Source organism: Pseudomonas sp. 43NM1 (assembly GCF_002836905.1).
GTDB classification, from domain to species: domain Bacteria; phylum Pseudomonadota; class Gammaproteobacteria; order Pseudomonadales; family Pseudomonadaceae; genus Aquipseudomonas; species Aquipseudomonas prosekii.
In genome coordinates this window covers 1-18,293 of the sequence record NZ_MKGS01000113.1, presented here as the reverse complement: position 1 = coordinate 18,293, position 18,293 = coordinate 1, and the positions used below count along the sequence as shown (strand labels likewise).

General features: G+C 60.3%; 13 protein-coding genes. 5 read left to right on the top strand and 8 right to left on the bottom strand.

Translation table 11 applies throughout. The annotated features are described in order from the left end of the window. Positions 1-956 precede the first annotated feature (956 nt). A complete protein-coding gene (locus BI292_RS10215; protein WP_101207803.1) occupies positions 957-1,700 on the bottom strand; it encodes a phosphatase PAP2 family protein in 744 nt (247 codons plus the stop codon). Between the two features lie 219 nt (positions 1,701-1,919). Between BI292_RS10215 and colR the strand changes: the two genes are divergently transcribed. From colR to BI292_RS10190, 5 genes are all read left to right on the top strand, one after another. Next, positions 1,920-2,603 (top strand): two-component system response regulator ColR, encoded by a 684-nt coding sequence (gene colR / locus BI292_RS10210; RefSeq protein WP_054045155.1) that lies wholly within the window; start codon positions 1,920-1,922, stop codon positions 2,601-2,603. Next, on the top strand, positions 2,593-3,873 hold the full coding sequence (locus tag BI292_RS10205; protein WP_092278667.1) for a HAMP domain-containing sensor histidine kinase: 1,281 nt from the start codon (positions 2,593-2,595) through the stop codon (positions 3,871-3,873). Before colR ends, BI292_RS10205 begins: the two co-directional genes overlap by 11 nt. 172 nt (positions 3,874-4,045) lie before the next feature. Further along, entirely contained in the window at positions 4,046-4,714 is a 669-nt protein-coding gene (locus BI292_RS10200) for a class I SAM-dependent methyltransferase (protein WP_092281670.1), read from the top strand. A gap of 4 nt (positions 4,715-4,718) precedes the next feature. Then, positions 4,719-5,432, top strand: a complete 714-nt coding sequence (locus tag BI292_RS10195) for a lipopolysaccharide kinase InaA family protein (protein WP_092278669.1) — start codon at positions 4,719-4,721, stop codon at positions 5,430-5,432. Positions 5,433-5,434: 2 nt separating this feature from the next. Continuing rightward, on the top strand, positions 5,435-5,656 hold the full coding sequence (locus BI292_RS10190) for a hypothetical protein (RefSeq protein ID WP_092278671.1): 222 nt from the start codon (positions 5,435-5,437) through the stop codon (positions 5,654-5,656). Between the two features lie 181 nt (positions 5,657-5,837). Here BI292_RS10190 and BI292_RS10185 read toward each other — a convergent pair whose 3' ends face one another. The 7 genes from BI292_RS10185 to BI292_RS10155 all read right to left on the bottom strand — a co-directional run bounded on the left by BI292_RS10185 (position 5,838) and on the right by BI292_RS10155 (position 17,920). Continuing rightward, positions 5,838-8,864 carry a multidrug efflux RND transporter permease subunit gene (locus BI292_RS10185; protein WP_101207802.1) on the bottom strand — a complete coding sequence of 1,009 codons (3,027 nt, stop codon included), beginning with the start codon at positions 8,862-8,864 and terminating at the stop codon, positions 5,838-5,840. A 13-nt stretch (positions 8,865-8,877) separates the two neighbouring features. After that, positions 8,878-10,026 (bottom strand): efflux RND transporter periplasmic adaptor subunit, encoded by a 1,149-nt coding sequence (locus BI292_RS10180; protein WP_101207801.1) that lies wholly within the window; start codon positions 10,024-10,026, stop codon positions 8,878-8,880. 259 nt (positions 10,027-10,285) lie between these two features. Beyond that, positions 10,286-11,383 carry a DUF1513 domain-containing protein gene (locus BI292_RS10175; protein ID WP_101207800.1) on the bottom strand — a complete coding sequence of 366 codons (1,098 nt, stop codon included), beginning with the start codon at positions 11,381-11,383 and terminating at the stop codon, positions 10,286-10,288. Between the two features lie 14 nt (positions 11,384-11,397). Continuing rightward, on the bottom strand, positions 11,398-12,462 hold the full coding sequence (locus tag BI292_RS10170; RefSeq protein WP_101207799.1) for an imelysin family protein: 1,065 nt from the start codon (positions 12,460-12,462) through the stop codon (positions 11,398-11,400). A 30-nt stretch (positions 12,463-12,492) separates the two neighbouring features. Next, positions 12,493-13,920 carry a di-heme oxidoredictase family protein gene (locus tag BI292_RS10165; RefSeq protein WP_101207798.1) on the bottom strand — a complete coding sequence of 476 codons (1,428 nt, stop codon included), beginning with the start codon at positions 13,918-13,920 and terminating at the stop codon, positions 12,493-12,495. 289 nt (positions 13,921-14,209) lie between these two features. Further along, on the bottom strand, positions 14,210-15,565 hold the full coding sequence (locus BI292_RS10160) for an imelysin family protein (protein WP_101207797.1): 1,356 nt from the start codon (positions 15,563-15,565) through the stop codon (positions 14,210-14,212). Between the two features lie 303 nt (positions 15,566-15,868). Continuing rightward, positions 15,869-17,920 carry a bifunctional diguanylate cyclase/phosphodiesterase gene (locus tag BI292_RS10155; protein WP_092278685.1) on the bottom strand — a complete coding sequence of 684 codons (2,052 nt, stop codon included), beginning with the start codon at positions 17,918-17,920 and terminating at the stop codon, positions 15,869-15,871. Positions 17,921-18,293 lie beyond the last annotated feature (373 nt).

The window sequence follows — 18,293 nt, the reverse complement described above, 5'->3', positions numbered from 1 at the left end:
CGTGGCCAGCCACAAATTCTGTAATCAACGCTAAACCTGTAGGAGCGAGGCTTGCCCGCGAAAGCGGTCTTCAGCCAAGATTGATGTTGGACGTGCCGGCCCCTTCGCGGGCAAGCCTTGCTCCTACAGGGATTGTGGTGATCCGCCAATTGCCGATCCACCACAGATCGCCTGTGGGAGCGAGCTTGCTCGCGATAGCTGACTACCCGTCAGCATTGAAGTGACTGACCCACCGCCATCGCGAGCAGGCTCACTCCCACATTGGATCGTGGCCAGCCACAAATTCCGTGATCAACACAAAACCCGTGGGAGCAAGGCTTGCCCGCGAAAGCGGCCTTTCAGCCAACATTGATGTGGGACGTGCCGACCCCTTTCGCGGGCAAGCCTTGCTCCTACAGGGCGCCAATCGCCGATCCACCACAGATCACCTGTAGGAGTGAGCCTGCTCGCGATAGCTGACTACCCGTCAGCATTGAAGTGACTGACCCACCGCCATCGCGAGCAAGCTCACTCCCACATTGGATCGTGGCCAGCCACAAATTCCGTGATCAACGCTAAACCTGTAGGAGCGAGGCTTGCCCGCGAAAGCGGTCTTCAGCCGAGATTGATGTTGGACGTGCCGGCCCCTTCGCGGGCAAGCCTTGCTCCTACAGGGATTGTGGTGATCCGCCAATTGCCGATCCACCACAGATCACCTGTAGGAGTGAGCTTGCTCACGATTGCTGACTACCCGTCAGCATTGAAGTGACTGACCCACCGCCATCGCGAGCAAGCTCACTCCTACATTGGAACGTGGCCAGCCACAAATTCCGTGACCAACACAAAACCCGTGGGAGCAAGGCTTGCCCGCGAAAGCGGTCTTCCAGCCGACATTGATGTGGGACGTGCCGGCCCTTTCGCGGGCAAGCCTCGCTCCTACAAGGATTGTGGGGATCCACCAATTCTGGTGCTACGCCTCAGGCGTTGGCCGGTTGTGCTTTTGCCAGCCGCGCAGCGCTGGAAGCCGGTCGATAGAGGATGTAGTAATACGACCCCAGGCATATCACCCAGCAGAAGATTGCGGTCCACACGTTGTGCGAGAAGAAGTGTGCGCCTTGCATCATGCGGCTGATCGAGAACACCGAGCCGAGCGCGAACGCGAAGATGAACGCGCTTCTTGCCAGTCGCGGGCGCCGATCGCGCAATACGAAGAACAACGCAAACAAGGTAAAACCGGTCGCCGCATGCCCGCCCGGCCAGCAACGGCCGGGCTTGTCGGTGGGCGGACGCGGGCTCAGCAGTTCGCTGTACTGTTCGTGCCCGCCAAACTGCTCAAGGCTCCACGGGCACTGCACCGCCGTCACCACTTTCACCGGCGTGACAAACGAAGTGGCCAAGCCCAGCGACAACACCAGACAGCCCAATTCGCGCTTGAACGGCTTAAGCCTCTGAACAAAAAATGCACCGACAAACCCGATCACCGCAAACAACGAAAACCCGATCACCACTTGCTTGGCCCGGTCATGCAGGATGTCTTCGAGAAAATAACTGTGCCGACCAATAAAATCCCCGGCCAGCGGATCGTAAAACAGCCGGGCAAGCGCCATGTCCAGATCCGTCAGCTCCAGCAATACCAGAATCATCGCCGCAACGGCGGGAACCCCAAGGCATACCCAGAAATTCAGCGGGCGCGAAGCGGGGCGGGCAGGGGTCGAAACCATGGCAATTCCTTGATCGTCGGGCAGGTTCTGGGGAGGTCAGCCGCGCGGAGTGTGGGCGCGAGGCTGTCGCGGCCCCGTGAATGGCGAGTGAAAAACTCGTTAAAACCGCACGCACCACGTTGATCAAATATCCCCCGCACTCAGGCCTAGCCGTGAGCCACACTTGGCCGTAAGCTGCGCGAGCCGAAGACGGCCGTTACTGTGTGCGGAGGAGTGCCCATGCGAATTTTATTGGTTGAAGACAACCGCGATATCCTCGCCAATCTGGCGGATTATCTGGGGCTTAAGGGTTACACCGTGGATTGTGCGCAGGACGGCTTGTCGGGGCTGCACCTGGCGGCCACCGAGCATTACGACTTGATCGTGCTCGACATCATGCTGCCCGGCATCGACGGCTACACCTTGTGCAAACGCCTGCGCGAAGATGCGCGGCGCGACACGCCGGTGATCATGCTCACCGCGCGCGATCAGCTCGACGACCGCCTGCAAGGCTTCAAATCCGGCGCCGACGATTACCTGATCAAACCCTTCGCATTATCCGAACTCGCCGCGCGCATCGAAGCGGTCATGCGCCGAGCCCAGGGCGGAGGGCGTCGTGCGTTGCAGGTCGGCGATCTGAGCTACGACCTCGACACCCTCGAAGTCACTCGCGAAGGCCGTTTGCTCAAACTCAACCCGGTCGGCCTGAAATTGCTCGCCGTGCTGATGCAGAAAAGCCCTCACGTATTGCGCCGCGAAATCCTCGAAGAAGCGCTGTGGGGTGATGATTGCCCGGACAGCGACAGCCTGCGCAGCCACGTTCACCAATTGCGCCAGGTGATCGACAAACCGTTCGCCAAACCGCTGCTGCAAACCGTGCACGGCGTGGGTTACCGCTTGGCCGAGGGCCGAGATGGAGTTTAAGCAGAGCCTTGCCCAACGGATCATCATTGCCTTTGCGCTGATGAGCGCATTGGTTGCCGGGGCGTTCGCCATGGGCATCGTCGCCACCGTGCACCTGGTCGAAGAGAAGCTGATTTCGGCCGGTCTGGGCGGTGATTTGCAGCGCCTGCTGCTGATGGACAGCGTCTCGGACTGGAGCCACCGCCCAGAACCCGATCAGTTGTTCTACTTCAGCGGCGGGCCGGGCGACTTCGAATTGCCCAAGGACCTGCGCCACCTCGAGCCGGGTTTCCACGAAGTATTTCGCGAACAATTGTCGTACCACGCGATGGTTGAAGTGGTCGATGGCCGGCGATACGTGCTGCTGCAGGATCAAAGCGATTTCGAAGAGCGTGAGCGCGTGCTGTTTGCCGTGGTGCTGGTCGGTTTTGTATTGAGCCTGGCGCTGGCGGTGTTTCTCGGCTGGATCCTCGCGCGCAAGGTGATGGCGCCAGTGGTGCGGCTGGCGCGGCAAGTGCGCCATCGCGACCAGTTGCTCGGATTGGCGCCGCCCCTGGCCCCGGACTATGCCGCCGACGAAGTGGGCGAACTGGCCGTGGCGTTCGACGCCACCCTCGGGCGTCTGCGTCAGGCGTTGACCCGCGAGCGGTTGTTCACCAGTGACGTCAGCCACGAATTGCGTACGCCGTTGATGGTCCTCGCCAGCTCCTGCGAACTGCTGCTGGAAAACCCCGGCATCGACCAGCGCGGGCGCAATCAGGTCGAGCGCATCGCTCGCGCCTGTGAAGAAATGCGCGAACTGGTGCAAACCTTCCTCACGCTCGCCCGCGCGCAACGCGAAGAATCCAGCGCCTCGCCGCAGCAAACCGTGACCCAGGTTGCCGACGGCTTGCTGTGCCTGTGGCGCGATCCGATCGAATCCAAAGGCCTGATCCTCAATTTCGAGCCGGGCAATCCGCCGGACGCGCGCTACAACGCAACGTTGTTGAACGCGGTGATGGGCAACCTGTTGCGCAACGCGCTGCACTACACCGAAACCGGCTTCATTCGCCTGGCCCTGACTGACAAAGGCTTTATGGTCGAGGACAGCGGCGTCGGCATTCCCGAAGAGAAGCGTGAAGCGATGTTCGAACCGTTTGTGCGCGGCAGCGAAAAGCGCGGCGAAGGGCTCGGGCTGGGCTTGTCGCTGGTGCAGCGGATCTGTGAGAACCAGGGTTGGACGGTCAGCCTGACGACCATGGAACCCAACGGTTGCCGCTTCGAAGTCGAGCTGACTCAAACCGCGAAGTAAAAGGCCTCAAACCTGAAATCTTCTTCATAAAGACGATTGCCACTAGTCAACGCTTGTAAAACCCTGAAATACTTCAGTGTTTTGCTCAACGAAGTTTTCACAAAGTAATGACCTGACGCTGACACGGCGCTACCTAAGGTGGTTGTCATCAGCAGTTCAGGAGACTTTGATGATGACTACGCCGATCAAACTGGATTTTTCCGAGAAGTACGACGATCAGCACGCGCAGAAATACCTGCGCAAACACCAGAACGGGATCGGTCGTCGCTTGTCCCATTGGCGGGATGAGCAACTGGCCCGCAAGGCGCTGGCCTTGGCCGGCGATCCTGGACTGGTGCTTGATTTGCCGAGCGGAGCGGGGCGTTTCTGGCCGTTACTGGCCGAGAAACACAACCGTGTAATCATCGGAGCCGACAACTCCGAGTCGATGTTGAAGATCGCGACGCAGGCGCAACCTGCCGACGTGGTGAAACGGGTACAACCCTTGCACACTTCTGCATTCGACATTGCCTTGCCGGATAACGCCGTCGACAACATTTTCTGCATGCGTTTGCTCCATCACGTTGGCGAAGCCGAGCACCGACTGGCCATTTTGCGCGAGTTCGAGCGTGTCACCCGTGACAGCGTGATCATTTCGCTGTGGGTGGACGGCAATTTCAAAGCCTGGAAACGCAAGCGCTCAGAGCAGAAACGCGGGCAGGAAGGTTACCAAAATCGCTTTGTGTTACCGGCCGCTACGGTTGAGAAAGAGTTCGAGCAGGCTGGTTTCCGCATTCAGGAACAATTGGATTTCATACCGCTTTATGCCATGTGGCGAGTTTACGTATTACGCAAGAGGTAGCAGGATGGCAGTGCAATATGCGGCAGAAACGGAAGTTGCTCCTCAGGATCGTTTCGACTATTTCTGGAATCAGCGCGGCGAATGGGTAGAAGAACCCAACGTTCGACGCGGTGGCGAGAGTGGCGTGCAGCGGGTCGTGGGCAGCAATGGACAACTGCTGTATGCCAAGCGGCAAACCGGCCACATTTATCGCAGCTGGCTGCACCCGTTCGGCCGCCCGACCGTGCTGCGCGAACGTGATGCGCTCAATGGCGTTTCGGCGTTGGGTGTGCGAGTGCCGGAAATGGTCTTCTGCGGCGCGCAACGTGACCCGGTGCACAAATGGCGTGCGCTGCTGGTGACCAAGTCGCTGGACGGTTTCGAGGAAATCGAACATTGGCGCGCCGGTGGCGGTGTCGAGCGCCATGGTCAAGTGGTCTGGGAGCGTGTGCTCAAGGATCTGGCCGAGAACCTCGCCCGCATGCACAAGGGTCGTTGGCAGCACAGTTGCATCTATATCAAACATGCCTTTGTGCGAGTAACCGGCGAAGGTGAGGCCGCGACGGCGGAAGTGGCGCTGATCGATCTGGAAAAGTGCCGCCAACGCCTGACCGCCTACCGCGCGGCTTCGCACGACATGAAGCAATTACGTCGCCACTCGTCGTTCAGCGACGCGGACTGGCGCAAACTCGTCTACTTTTATGAGACGGCGTTTGGCAGCGCTATCAAGGGTTTATAGCGATGAAACTCGAAATTGCACGAGGTGTGTTTCTGATAGGTGCCTTGGCAGTTGCTTCATTGGCGATGGCTGCCTGGGAGCAGCCGCGCACCCAAGTCCTCAGTGCAGTGAGCGATGGCGCTCACTGCCCGTTGCCACGGATTGCCAAGGCATCCGTGGCGACACAACCTGATCATGACTTGTTGCTGTTCATGTTCGGTCTTTCACAAGGATTGAGGCCGTAGCATTGAACAGATTGAAGCCAAAATAAAAAGCCTCGCAGATGCGGGGCTTTTTTTTGCCTACTGTGTTTTTTGCCTTCTGTGGGAGCAGGGCTTGCCCGCGATTGAGGTGCCTCGGTGTGTCCGGTACACCGCGTTATCGTTCATCGCGGGCAAGCCTTGCTCCTACAGAGATCATGCGAGGTCAGGGTTTATCGGGTTTGGCCAGCAGCGTGTACACGCACGGCAACACAAACAGGGTAAACAACGTGCCGATCGACATACCCGTGGCAATCACCGTACCGATATCAAACCGGCTGACCGCGCCCGCGCCGCTGGCCAGAATCAGCGGCACCATGCCGAACACCATTGCCGCTGTGGTCATCAACACTGGCCGCAGGCGAATCGCCGCCGCTTCCTCCACCGCTTCACGCGGGCTCAGGCCCTTTTCCTTGCGCAGTTTGTTGGCGAACTCGACGATCAAAATCCCGTGCTTGCTGATCAAACCGATCAGCGTCACCAGCCCGACCTGGGTGTAAATGTTCATGCTCGACCAGCCGAGGAACAGCGGAATCAACGCCCCGCAAATCGACAGCGGCACCGTCACCAGAATCACCAGCGGGTCGCGGAAGCTTTCAAACTGCGCCGCCAGTACCAGGAAAATAATCGCCAGCGCCAAGGCAAACGTCACCCACAACGCGCTGCCTTCCTGGACGAATTGCCGCGAGGCGCCGCCGTAGTCGAAGGCAAACCCGGCAGGCGCTTCTTCCCGGGCGATTTGCAACACGGTCTCGATGGCCTCGCCCATGCTCACCAGCGGAAACCCCGACAGCTTGGCCGCATTGAGTTGCTGGAACTGCTTGAGCTCCCGCGGTCGTGCGCGATCAGTCACGGTGATCAGAGTCGACAAGGGCAGCAATTCGCCCTGAGTGTTTTTCACGTAATAGTTGTTGAGCCAGTCCGGGTTGTCGCGGAAGGCCCGCTCAACCTGGGCGATCACCTTGTAGCTGCGCCCTTCGATGGTGAACCGGTTGATTTCCGCCTCGCCCAGGAGTGTCGCCAGCGTGCCGCCCAGATCCTGCATCGACACACCCATTTGCGCGGCTTTCGCGCGGTCGATATCAACCACCACTTCCGGTTTGTCGAACGCCAGATCGAGGTCGACAAAGGCGAACTTGCCCGACTCGGCAGCGCGTTTCTTGATCCGATCCGCCACTTGCAGCAACAACTGATAATCGTTGGCCGTGTTGATCACGAACTCGAACGGCAGGCCTTCACCCGTGCCCGGCAGTGACGGCAGGTTGAAACCGAAGATCTGCAGGCCCGGAATGCCTTCGAGTTTGCTTTGCACCTCGGGCAGGATCTGCATTTGCGTGCGGTCGCGCTCGTTCCACGGTTTCAGCAGGAAGCCGCCAATCCCGGATTGCACGCCGTTGTAGCCGTTGATCTGGAACGACGAGTAGTACTCCGGGAACTGCTTGAAGATCTCGATGAACTCGTCGGTGTAGGCATTCAGGTAATCGAGGTTGGTCGGCTGCGGGGCGGTGGCGATCATGAAAATGATGCCTTGGTCCTCGTCCGGCGCCAGTTCGGTTTTGGTGAACTTGAGGAAAACCGGAATCAGGCACAGCACAATCACCGCGAACACCAGCACCACCGGCCGCGTGTTGAGCGTGCCGTGGAGCATGCTTTGATAGCGGCGCTTGAGGCTTTCGAAGATCCGGTCGAGGCGATGCGCCAGGCCGCTGGGGTTTTCGTCGTGGCGCAGCAGCAGGGCACACATCATCGGCGACAGCGTCAGGGCGACGATCCCGGAAATCACCACGGCACCGGCCAGCGTCAGTGCGAATTCCTTGAACAACGCGCCGGTCAGGCCGGTGAGGAAACCAATCGGCGCATACACCGCCGCGAGGGTGATGGTCATCGAAATCACCGGCATGGCGATTTCCCGCGCGCCTTCAATTGCGGCGTCGAGCGGCGTTTTGCCTTCCTCGATGTGCCGGTGAATGTTCTCCACCACAACAATCGCGTCATCCACCACCAGACCGATGGCCAATACCATCGCCAGCAGGGTCAGCAGGTTGATCGAGTAGCCCATCACCTGCATGAAAAACATCACGCCGATCATCGACAGCGGAATCGTCACCACCGGAATCACCACCGAACGCAGGGCGCCGAGGAACAGGAACACCACGACGATGACGATCAGCACCGCTTCGAACAAGGTCTTGATCACTTCGTTGATCGAGGCCTGAATAAACAGCGTGGCGTCGTAGGCAATTTCGCTTTTCAGGTTGGGCGGCAACTGCGCTTCGAGCTCCGGCATGATCTTGCGCACTTCCTTGATCACGTCCAGCGGGTTGGCGCCGGGCGTTGCCTTGATGCCGATGTAGACCGACGGCGTACCGCCGAACGAGCTGATGGAGTTGTAGTTTTCGGCGCCCATTTCGACCCGCGCGACATCGCTGAGCAGCACGCGGCTGTCACCGTCGACCTTCAGCGGAATCGCCGCAAACGCCTCGGCGGACTTCAATTCGGTGTTGGCGTTGATGCTGGTGACCACGTACTCGCCTTTCACTTCGCCGGCGGCGGAGAGGAAGTTGTACTGGCGCACCGCGTTGGTCACGTCACTGGCGCTCAAGCCAAAACCGGCAAGTTTTACCGGGTCGAGCCACAGGCGCATGGCGAACACCTGATTGCCGAGAATCTCTGCTTCGGCCATGCCCGGCAGCGTCGCCAGTTTTGGCTGGATCACCCGCGAGAGGTAATCGGTGATCTGCGGGTTATTCAGTTCCTTGCTGAAATAACTGATGTACATCAGCGCCGAGGCATCCGCGGCTTCCTTGCTCAGCACCGGGTCTTCGGCGTCTTGCGGCAGCTGGTTTTTCACCTCGTTGGCCTTGGCCAGCAACTCGGTAAACAAGCGATCACTGTTGGCGCCGATGCGCGCGTAGATCGAAATCACCGAGAAGTTCTGCCGACTCACCGAGGTCATATAGTCAATGCCTTCGGCGCTCGCCAGGCTTTGCTGCATCGGCTGGGTGATATAGCCCTGGATGGTTTCAGCGTTGGCGCCGGGGTAGGCGGTGGTCACCGTGATCAGGGCGTTTTCCATTTGCGGGTATTGGCGCAGCGGCAGCTTGCTCCAGGCCTGGAAGCCCAGCAGCACAATCAACAGGCTGACCACGGTGGCGAGCACCGGGCGGCGGATGAACGGATCGGTAAAAGCCATGAGGATTCCTTGATCAGTCAGTGCGTGGCTGACTGTTCTTATCGGTCAGGGTCTTGTCGTCGCTGATTGCGATGTGTGCGCCGTTGTCCAGTTTGAGCTGGCCCGCGGTGACCACTTGTTCGCCGGTCTGCACGCCTTTGTTGATCATCACCCAGCCATCACGGCGCTCGCCGGTTTCGATGAATCGACGTTCGGCGATCAGGATCGGTTGGCCCTGGTCATCTTTTTCGACGCTGCCGTCCTCGGCTTTTTTCTGCCCGACCACGTACAGCGAATTGCCGTACAGGGTGTAGGTGATCGCGCTTTCCGGCACGACGATGTGCGCTTGCGGGTCTGGCAGCAGCACTTGCAGGCTGGCGAACATGCCCGGCAACAGTTTGCCGTCCGGGTTGGCGAGGGTGGCGCGCACGAGGATGTTGCGGGTGCTGTTCTCGACTTTCGGGTTGATCGCGCTGATGGTCCCGGCGAAGTTTTCGCTCGGATAGGCCGAGACGATCACCTGCACCGGTTGGCCGAGGGCGATTTTCGGCACCGATTGCTCGGGCAGGAAGAAGTCGACATACAGGCTGCTGAGGTCTTGCAGGGTGGCGATCATGGTGCCGCTGGCGAGGTAGTCGCCGACGTCCACCTGGCGAATGCCGATGGTGCCGCTGAACGGCGCAACAATGCGTTTTTTCGCCAGTGAGGCCTTGAGCTGGTTGACCGTGGCTTTGTTCTTTTGCAATTGCGCCGAGAGCCGGTCGAACTCGCCTTTGGAGATCGCGCGGCTGTCGACCAGTTGACTGCCGCGGCCGAAATCCAGCTGGGCCAGACCGAGGTCAGCCTGGGCGGTTTCGAGCAGCGCGCTTTCGACCGCGCTGTCGAGTTGCAGCAGCGGCTGGCCGGCCTTGACCTTCTGCCCGGATTCGAACATCAGGTCTTTAACGGTGCCGGCAATCTCCAGACTGAGGTTGACCCCTTGCAACGCCTTGAGCGTGCCCACCGTGGGCAAGCGCATTTGCCACGGCTGTTCGACGACCGTGGCCACGGCAACACTGATGGGCGGTTTCGGTTTAGAGAAACCCTGAATCATCGTGTAGACCGAAAACGCTTTGTAAGCGCCCAGCACCAACACGATCAGCAGCACAACTCCCAACATGATCAGCATGCGGCGACGCAGCATATTTCCACTTCCTTGGAGAAAATCAGGCGAGACAGGCGCTGACATTACTCCGAGTGTGGCAGTGAATCCAACTGCTGCTTTTTGCCATCTGGCTTTGCCGCAAGCCAGTCCCTGTGGCGAGGGGGCTTGCCCCCGTTCGGCTGCGCAGCAGTCGTGAAACCGGCGAATGCGTGATCACTGCAGGAATGCAGGGGAGCGCTTCGCACTCCAACGGGGCAAGCCCCTTCGCCACAGGGGCAATGTGCATAGGGGGATGTTGTCAGATCAGGTGAAGATGGTTGTCCCAGAGGCCTGCCGGCAGGTCCAGCGGTTTGGCCACCAGTTCAGCCTGACGACAATCGTAATAGCGGCAACGCCCCTGACCCGAGGTCACCACAAAGCCGTCGGCCACCGCGCCAACCCCGGCGCAGTCCGGCAGCGGTGCATCGAGGCGCACTTCGCCGCTGTCCAGGTCCCAGATGAAAAACCGGTTACCGCGCGGCGCCGTCAACGCCACCAAGCGCAGATCGCTGTGCACCGCGACGCTCGCGGTGTAATGCCCCATCGCCTGCAACTGATGTTCCGGCACCGGGAACGCCATGAATGGCTGGCCCGGACGCTTGATCGCCAGCAGCTGCGACGACTCGTGGGACGGCCCCATGAATTGCTGGCCGGCGACAATCGTGCCGTCGCTGGCGATGCCCATGTGGCGCACGCTGTTCATTTGCTGGGCGAGGGTTTCCTTGCTCAGCAACGTGCCGTCGCGCTGCATCAATACCAGGCTTGGCTCCATGGCATTCAGGTTCATCTCGACGCGGCTTTCGGCCTCGGTGCGAATGCCGCCGTTGGCCACCACCAGGGTTTCGCCGTCGGGCATCCACGACACCTGATGCGGGCCGATGCCGTGGGTGGGAATCTCGCCGCTGTGGATAAGTCGCTCGCCCTCGAACTTATACACACCGAGCACGCCTCGGCCCGGATCGGACGTGTCGTTCTCGGTCGCGTATAAAAACTCGCCGTCCTTGTGAATCACCGCGTGCCCGTAGAAATGCCGGTTCGGCTGCGAGGTCACGGTTTGCAGCAGCGTGCCGTCGCGCAGGTCGATCAGGTAACTCTCGGTCCCCGGCCGCCGGGCGACAAACAGCGCAATCGGCAACGTCGGGTGATTGATGATGTCGTGGCAGCGCTGGCCGACTTCGGTGGCGAACACCCGAGTGCCGTCCAGCCGATAGCCGACGGCGTAATGCTTGCCGTCGGTATCGTCGCGCGCCGACAACAGCAGCGGGCTGTTGTCCTTTTGTTTGAACAGCGTCCAGCCGCCCAGCGTCACTGCTCCCAGCAGCAAACTACCTAAAGTCAGAGCCTGACGTCGCAGCATGGCACTCGTCCTCATCAGTCACCGTCGTTGGCGTTAAAGCCCAGTTGGATGCCCAGCGCCTTGGCCAGTTCGCCTTCGTGCAGGCGATGGACGACGTTGAGGCTGTCGTAGATATCGTTGAGTTGCTGGCGCCCGGCATCGTCGTTGAGCATTTCGCTGAGCGAGCGCTGGTTGCTGGCGAACAGTTTCAAGGAGGCTGCATAAGCGGCGTCGATCTTGTCGGCCAGCGGCTTCTGCTCGCTCGGCAACAGACCGCGCAGGCCTTGGTTGTCGACACCTTCCCAGACCGTTTTGGCGGCGGCAAGGCTGGCTTCCAGAGCGGTCAACGAAGACGCGCTGCGCCATGCATCGGCCTGGAACGGTTGCGGCACGCCTTTGCTCTGGCGGCCCATCGGCGTGCCGAGTTTTTTCTTCAGGCTGTCGAGGGCGGTGACTTGCACGCGCAGCAGGTCGGCGATGGCTTCGTGGGAATCGGCGTAACGCTGATTAGGAAATTTGCTCATCTGCGCGAGCATGCCGTCAGTGTTGTTCCAGCTCTGCAGAATCTCTTCGGCGAGAAGTTTCTGGTGCTCGCCAATCGCTTTGAGCAGCGGGCAATACTTGGCTTTCTGCGCGTCGTTGGCAACGTCAGGCTTGCTGTCGAAAAGGATGTATTCGTAAGCCGACAGGCCTTGCACAACGACGCTGGATTTCGCCAGCGCAGCGGCATCGATTTGTGGCTGGGCGATAACCAGTTGCTCGACCTGACGGCCGACGAGGTTTTTCTTGTCCGGCCAGAACTGTACCGACCAGGCGCGATTGCCTTCCGCCAACGGCCCGATCAGCAGCGGTTGCAGCTGTGCCCAGGCTTTTTGCGCGTGGAGGAAATCCTTGCGCGCGGTGTCGAGGGTTTCCTTGCCCTCGCAGTAGGCGAGGGCGCTGACGGCCAATTGGCGATCGGCTTCAACCCAGCGCGTGTAGGTCGGCAAAATCACCGATTTGGCGATGGCGGCCGAGGTCACGGCCTGCGGGTCTTGCGGCGAACAGGCGCCGAGGGCGAGCGCTGCAAGGCTGGTGAACAACAATTTGGGACGGAACATGTCGAGCTCCCGATTCTTTTATAAAAGTGTTTAAAGAGAATTCAAAAACGCCAGCAACGCAGCGCGCTGCTCGGCATTGAACGCTAAAACCTGTTGCTGCGCCGCCGCCGCTTCGCCGCCATGCCAGAGCACGGCTTCAAGCAGATTGCGCGCGCGTCCATCGTGCAAAAACTGGGTGTGGCCGCTGACCGCTTGCGTCAGGCCAATGCCCCACAATGGCGGGGTGCGCCAGTCGCGGCCACTGGCCTTGAATTCAGTGCGGTTGTCGGCCAGGCCGTCGCCCATGTCATGCAGCAGCAGATCGCTGTAAGGGCGAATCACTTGATTGGCCAGTTCAGGTTCGGCGGCGTCGGCACGGGTGGTGTATTTCGGTGTGTGACAGGACTGGCAACCGGCCTGGAAAAACAGGTTTTTCCCGGCCAGCACTTGCGGCGCATTGACCTCGCGGCGAGCGGGCACGGCGAGGTTGCGGCTGTAGAACAACACTAATCGCAGAATGTTATCGCTGACTTCCGGTTCGCCGTCGGCGCCATTGCCGTTGGGTGCCTGTTTGCACGCGGTTTGCGTCTCGGTGCAATCGTCGAAGGGCCGCAGGCTGGTGGTCAGGCCCATGTCGCCAGAGAACGCGTGGACGTTTTGCTGATTGAGGTTCGGTTGTCCGGCCTTCCAGCCAAACCGTCCGAGCACGGTTTTTTGCTGTGTATCGTCCCAGACCTGGTTCGGCCGGCCGGCAATACCGTTGTGGTCTTTTGCCTGCGCTTGCGCATTGGCGAGGATCGCTTCGTCGGGGATCGCTTCGAGCAGGCCGAGGCCGATCATCGGCGGCGCGACGCGGGCCGAAAAGCGCGTGTCGGGGTGCATCGGGCCGTAGCCGAGTTGGCTGATCTGCAGCGTCGGTTTGCGCAGTTCGACTTCGCTGCCGTCCTTGAAGCGCACCGGCACCGGCGTGTATTCGACGCGGACCTTGCCTTCCGGCACTACGCCGGGCACCGACATGTCCTGGAACTGGCCACCGTAGACCGGCTCCGGCACCACGCCGAGTTGCTCGATGACTTTGGCGTAGGCGGGCGCATCGGGGATCGACAGGCGCACCAGCATCGACACGGCGTTCGCCGCATCTGGCGTCGGCGGATGCCCGCGACCGTCCTTGATGTGGCAGTTCTGGCAGGCGTTGGTGTTGAACAGCGGCCCGAGGCCATCGCGCGCAGTGGTGGTCGACGGGGCGATCACCCACGGGTTGCGGAAGAAACTGTTGCCGACGCTGAAATCCACGCGCCGCGAGGGCGGCAGATTCGCCGAGGGCAGCGAGAACGCATTCTGATCGGTCTTGCGCACCGTCGCGCCGCCACCGGACCGCGCTTCACCGGGTTCGGCCTGGGTGAAACGCGGGGCGTCATCGCAGGCACTCAGGCCCAGGGCCATGAACAGGGTGCACCAGCGAAGAGGCAGCGACGGCATCAGAATTCCTGACGGGCGAGCAAAATATGGGCGCAAAGTCTAACAGGGCGGGGGGGATTGAATAAGAGGAATTATCGTTTGGTTGACGTGGGGCAGGTTTCCCCGAATACCACGGTCACTGCGATCCAATGTGGGAGCGAAGCTTGCTCGCGAAAGCGGCGTGTCAGTCGCTAAAGATGTTGCATGTTAAGCCGTCTTCGCGGGCAGGCCTCGCTCCCACAATGGATCGTGTTGTGGCGGGCATAAAAAAGGCGACCCGAAGGTCGCCTTTTTACTCGGCCGGCGTTGATCAGAATTCGTGATCAGCGTTGTCCGGGTTGAGGTCGCTGATCCCCAGTTTGCCAGCGGCGGCTTCGATCGAACCGGTCTGCTTGACCAGCGATGCGATGGCGTCGCGGACGATCTGGTTGCCAGCGGTGTTGCCCGCGGCGATCAGTTGGTCGTAGTGCTCACCCTTGTTGGCGTGATCGACGATGACTTGCATCTTCGCTTCGGTGGCTTCCAGGTCAGCTTTCAGCGCGGTGTCGGCAGCCGGGTCAGCCTTGGCCACCAGCGACGACAGGCTGGCGCCGGTCATTTTGGTGCCGTCAACGCGGGTGTATTCGCCCAGGTAGACGTTACGAATGCCTTTGGCATCGTAAAACTGCGAGTTGTGCGTGTTGTCGCTGAAGCAGTCGTGTTCGTCTTCCGGGGAGTTGGCTTCCAGGGAAACCTTCATGCGCTCGCCCGCCAGTTCGCCCAGGGACAGGCTGCCCATGCCGAAGAGCATTTTGCGCAGGCCGCTTTCGCCTGGCTCGGCTTCCAGCGTGGCGCGGTAGTTGTCAGCCACGTTCGGCTTCCAGTTACCGACCATTTCTTCGAGGTCGCTGACCAGCAGTTGAGTCACGGATTTCAGGTAAGCGCGACGACGATCGTTATGCCCGCCAGTCGCGCCTTTGCCTTCCGAGTAGTCGGAAGCAGGACGGTTGCCGGCGCCAGGACCGGTGCCGTTAAGGTCCTGGCCCCAGAGCAGGAATTCGATGGCGTGGTAGCCGGTCGCCACGTTGGCTTCGGAACCGCCCAGCTCGTTCAGGCTGGCGAGTTTTTCCGGGGTGATGTCCTTGACGTCGATCTTGTCTTCGCCAACCTGAACCTGAGTGTTGGCGATGATGTTGGCCGTGGCGCCCGGGTTACCCAGTGCGTGTTCGTAGGATTTGTCGACGTAGTCGATCAGGCCTTCGTCCAGTGGCCAGGCGTTCACCTGACCTTCCCAGTCGTCGATGATGGTGTTGCCGAAGCGGAACACTTCGCTTTGCAGGTAAGGAACGCGTGCCGCAACCCAGGCAGCCTTCGCGGCTTTCAGGGTCTCGGCGTCCGGCTTGGCGAGGAATGCGTCGACGGCGGTTTGCAGGGTTTTCGCGGTAGATTCGGCATCGCTGTACACGGCGAAGACGACGTCAGCGTAATGCGCGACAACGGCTTTGGCCGCGGCTTCGTCGACTTTGCCGGCGGCGGCTGGCGCCGTGGCGGGTGCCGCTGGCGTCGCGGTGCTGGCGGCCGGGGTCGGCGTTGCTGGCGCGGCGGCCTTGTCTTTGCCTTCGCCGCAACCGGCGAGGGAAATAGCGATGGCCAACAGACTGGCGGTAGCCAGAGGCATACGAATCATGGCGAACATCCTGCTTCGAAGGGGGGTGGAATGGCGCCCGCAGGCGCGCAAAGCTGCGACATAATGCAAATCTTTCGCATTCTGTGTAAAGGGGTTGTGCTTGGAAATATTTCTTATTCAGGAGGGATAGTGCGATAGATCAAAAGATTGCAGCCCTGTAGCAGCTGGCGCAGCCTGCGTTGGGCGGCAAAGCCGTCGTGAATTCAGGCGCTGCGGTCTGCCTGATACACCGAAGTGCATGATTTCACGACGGCTGCGCCGCCGGACGCAGGCTGCGCCAGCTGCTACATAGGACTGCGGTGGTCAGAGGATCGCGGCGTTGCTGCGTTGCGCCTGCTTGAGGTAGGCGCTCAATTCGCGCGCCGGGAGCGGTTTGCTGTAGTGGTAACCCTGACCTTCGTGGCAGCCTTCGGAAATGATGTACGCCTCTTGCTCGGCGGTTTCCACGCCCTCGGCGATCACCTGCATGCCGAGGCTCTTGCCGAGCTGAATGATCGCGCGAACGATGGTCGCGTCATCGTCGTCATCAAGCAGGTCCTGAACGAAGCTTTTGTCGATCTTGATCTTGTCCAGCGGCAAGCTTTTCAGGTAGCTGAGGGACGAGTAACCGGTGCCGAAGTCATCAATCGCAATCAACGCGCCGGAGCGCCGCAGGCTGAGCAAATGCTGGGCGGCGGTGCTGATGTCTTCCATCAGGCCGGTTTCGGTGACTTCCAGTTCCAGGCTGCGCGGCGGCAGGCGATAGATCTGCAGCAGGTTGTTGACCACCCGCGGCAACTCGGCGTGGTGCAACTGCACGGTGGACAGGTTGACCGCCATGCGCAGGTCGGCGAACCCTTGGTCATGCCAGTCGCGCAGCTGTTTGCAGGCCTGATCGAGCACCCATTCGCCGATGGCGATGATCGTGCCGTTCTGTTCCGCTAGCGGGATAAACAGGTCTGGCGGCACCAAACCGTGCTCGGGATGCTGCCAGCGAATCAATGCTTCGACGCCGACCACGCGATGGTCGCGATAGCTGATCTGCGGCTGGTAGACGAGGTAAAACTGGTTGCGTGTCAGAGCATCGCGCAGGTCTTTTTCCAGTTCGCGGCGACGGCGCATCTCGCTGTCGACGCTGGCGATGTAGAACTGATAACGGTTGCGCGAGCGGGTTTTCGCCAGCGTCATGGTCTGCTCGGCTTTTTGCAGGAGCTTCTCGGTGCTGTCGCCATCCTCCGGAAAAAGGGTGATGCCGATGGTCGCGCGCAGACGGATTTCCTGATGATCGAGGGCAAACGGCGCTTCCAGATCGTCGAGGATACTTTGCGCCAGTTCCGCCGCTTCGTAGGGTTGTTCGATGTCGGCCTGCACCAGCGCAAACTGGTCGCCGCCCAGGCGGGCGAGGGCGCCGAGGCGACCACTGTGGCCCCGCAGGCGATCGGCCAGCGCCAACAGCAATTGGTCGCCGGTCTGGTAGCTGAATTGTTCGTTGATGCCTTTGAAGTCATCCAGGCCAACCACCAAAACCGCAACGCGGCGTTGCAACTTGCCGGCGTCGACGAGGATTTTGTCCAGTTGTTGCTGCAATTGCTGGCGGTTCGGCAGGCCGGTGAGGAAGTCGTATTGGGCCATGCGCAGCAGGCTGTTTTCGGCTTCGTGGCGCAAATGGGTGTTGCGCTCGATGGACTCGAGCAACTGGTTGGCGGTGTTGATCCAGATGCCCAGTTCGTTCTTTTCGTGGCCCTTGAGCAGCGGGATTTTGTGTTCGCTAGGGCGATCGGGATTGATTTCGGTCAGGTGCTCGATGATCCGCGACAGCGGTTTGGTCAGCAGCCAGTGGTAAACCAGGTACAGCACCAGGCCCATGGCGAGGGCGCGCAGCACACCGGAGATGAAGATGATGACCGAGCTGACGATGAAACCCTGGCCATAGGTGGCGGTGTCGAGGGTGATGCTCAGGTCGCCGTAATATTCGCTGTACGGGCCGCGACCCACCAGTTGGGTGGTGAAGGTGCGTTCCTGGCCGAGGATCAGGTCGGTCAGCCAGCGGCTGTCGGAGTGCTGCAGTTCGCGGGATTTTTGCGCGAGCATGGCTTCGTTGGGATGGCCGATGGAGGCTTTGCGCACGGCGTCGTCCTGGAACAGGCCTTCGATGACTTGCATGCCCATTTCGCGGTCGAGGCTGTAGACGGCTTGCGTCGAGGGGTCGCGGAACATGTCGAGGATGCGTTCGGCATCGCCGGCGACGGCTTGGCGTGTTTTGTAGGCATCGAAGACGATCTGCGCGCAGCTCAAGACTACCCCGACGATCAATGCCGACAGGAGCACGACCCGAAGCAACTTCACCGACAAGCTGTTCTTGAGTTCCAGCTTCAAAGGGTTATTCCTTGTTCCGTGCGGGTAGCATCAAGTTGCCATGAGTATTGGCAATCCCGTGGTGGCAGTCAAAGGGACATTTCAGCCGTGGGGGTTTTCCTGCTGTTTGGGTTTTTTTGGGGTTTGGGTTTTGTCCTGTTTGTAGTGTGTCGGGTGGTTGGGGGTTGGACTTGAGGCGGTTTTTGGGTTTTTTTTGGGCGTTGGGTTGATGGTAGTTGGGTGTGGCTGGGGGGCAAGCGGGATTTGTCTGGTTTTGGTGTAGGAAAATGGGTTGGGCTTTGGGGCTTGGCGGCCTTTGGGCCGACCATGTTCTTGGGGGGGTGGTGTTTATCCGTTGCTGCGGGTGGGGCGGATGGCGGTTTCGCTCTTACAG

What these genes read in the sequence shown, in the direction of transcription:
- BI292_RS10215 (WP_101207803.1), bottom strand. Translation starts at nt 1,700, where the DNA reads ATGGTTTCGACCCCTGCCCGCCCCGCTTCGCGCCCGCTGAATTTCTGG.
- colR (WP_054045155.1), top strand. Translation starts at nt 1,920, where the DNA reads ATGCGAATTTTATTGGTTGAAGACAACCGCGATATCCTCGCCAATCTG.
- BI292_RS10205 (WP_092278667.1), top strand. Translation starts at nt 2,593, where the DNA reads ATGGAGTTTAAGCAGAGCCTTGCCCAACGGATCATCATTGCCTTTGCG.
- BI292_RS10200 (WP_092281670.1), top strand. Translation starts at nt 4,046, where the DNA reads ATGACTACGCCGATCAAACTGGATTTTTCCGAGAAGTACGACGATCAG.
- BI292_RS10195 (WP_092278669.1), top strand. Translation starts at nt 4,719, where the DNA reads ATGGCAGTGCAATATGCGGCAGAAACGGAAGTTGCTCCTCAGGATCGT.
- BI292_RS10190 (WP_092278671.1), top strand. Translation starts at nt 5,435, where the DNA reads ATGAAACTCGAAATTGCACGAGGTGTGTTTCTGATAGGTGCCTTGGCA.
- BI292_RS10185 (WP_101207802.1), bottom strand. Translation starts at nt 8,864, where the DNA reads ATGGCTTTTACCGATCCGTTCATCCGCCGCCCGGTGCTCGCCACCGTG.
- BI292_RS10180 (WP_101207801.1), bottom strand. Translation starts at nt 10,026, where the DNA reads ATGCTGCGTCGCCGCATGCTGATCATGTTGGGAGTTGTGCTGCTGATC.
- BI292_RS10175 (WP_101207800.1), bottom strand. Translation starts at nt 11,383, where the DNA reads ATGCTGCGACGTCAGGCTCTGACTTTAGGTAGTTTGCTGCTGGGAGCA.
- BI292_RS10170 (WP_101207799.1), bottom strand. Translation starts at nt 12,462, where the DNA reads ATGTTCCGTCCCAAATTGTTGTTCACCAGCCTTGCAGCGCTCGCCCTC.
- BI292_RS10165 (WP_101207798.1), bottom strand. Translation starts at nt 13,920, where the DNA reads ATGCCGTCGCTGCCTCTTCGCTGGTGCACCCTGTTCATGGCCCTGGGC.
- BI292_RS10160 (WP_101207797.1), bottom strand. Translation starts at nt 15,565, where the DNA reads ATGATTCGTATGCCTCTGGCTACCGCCAGTCTGTTGGCCATCGCTATT.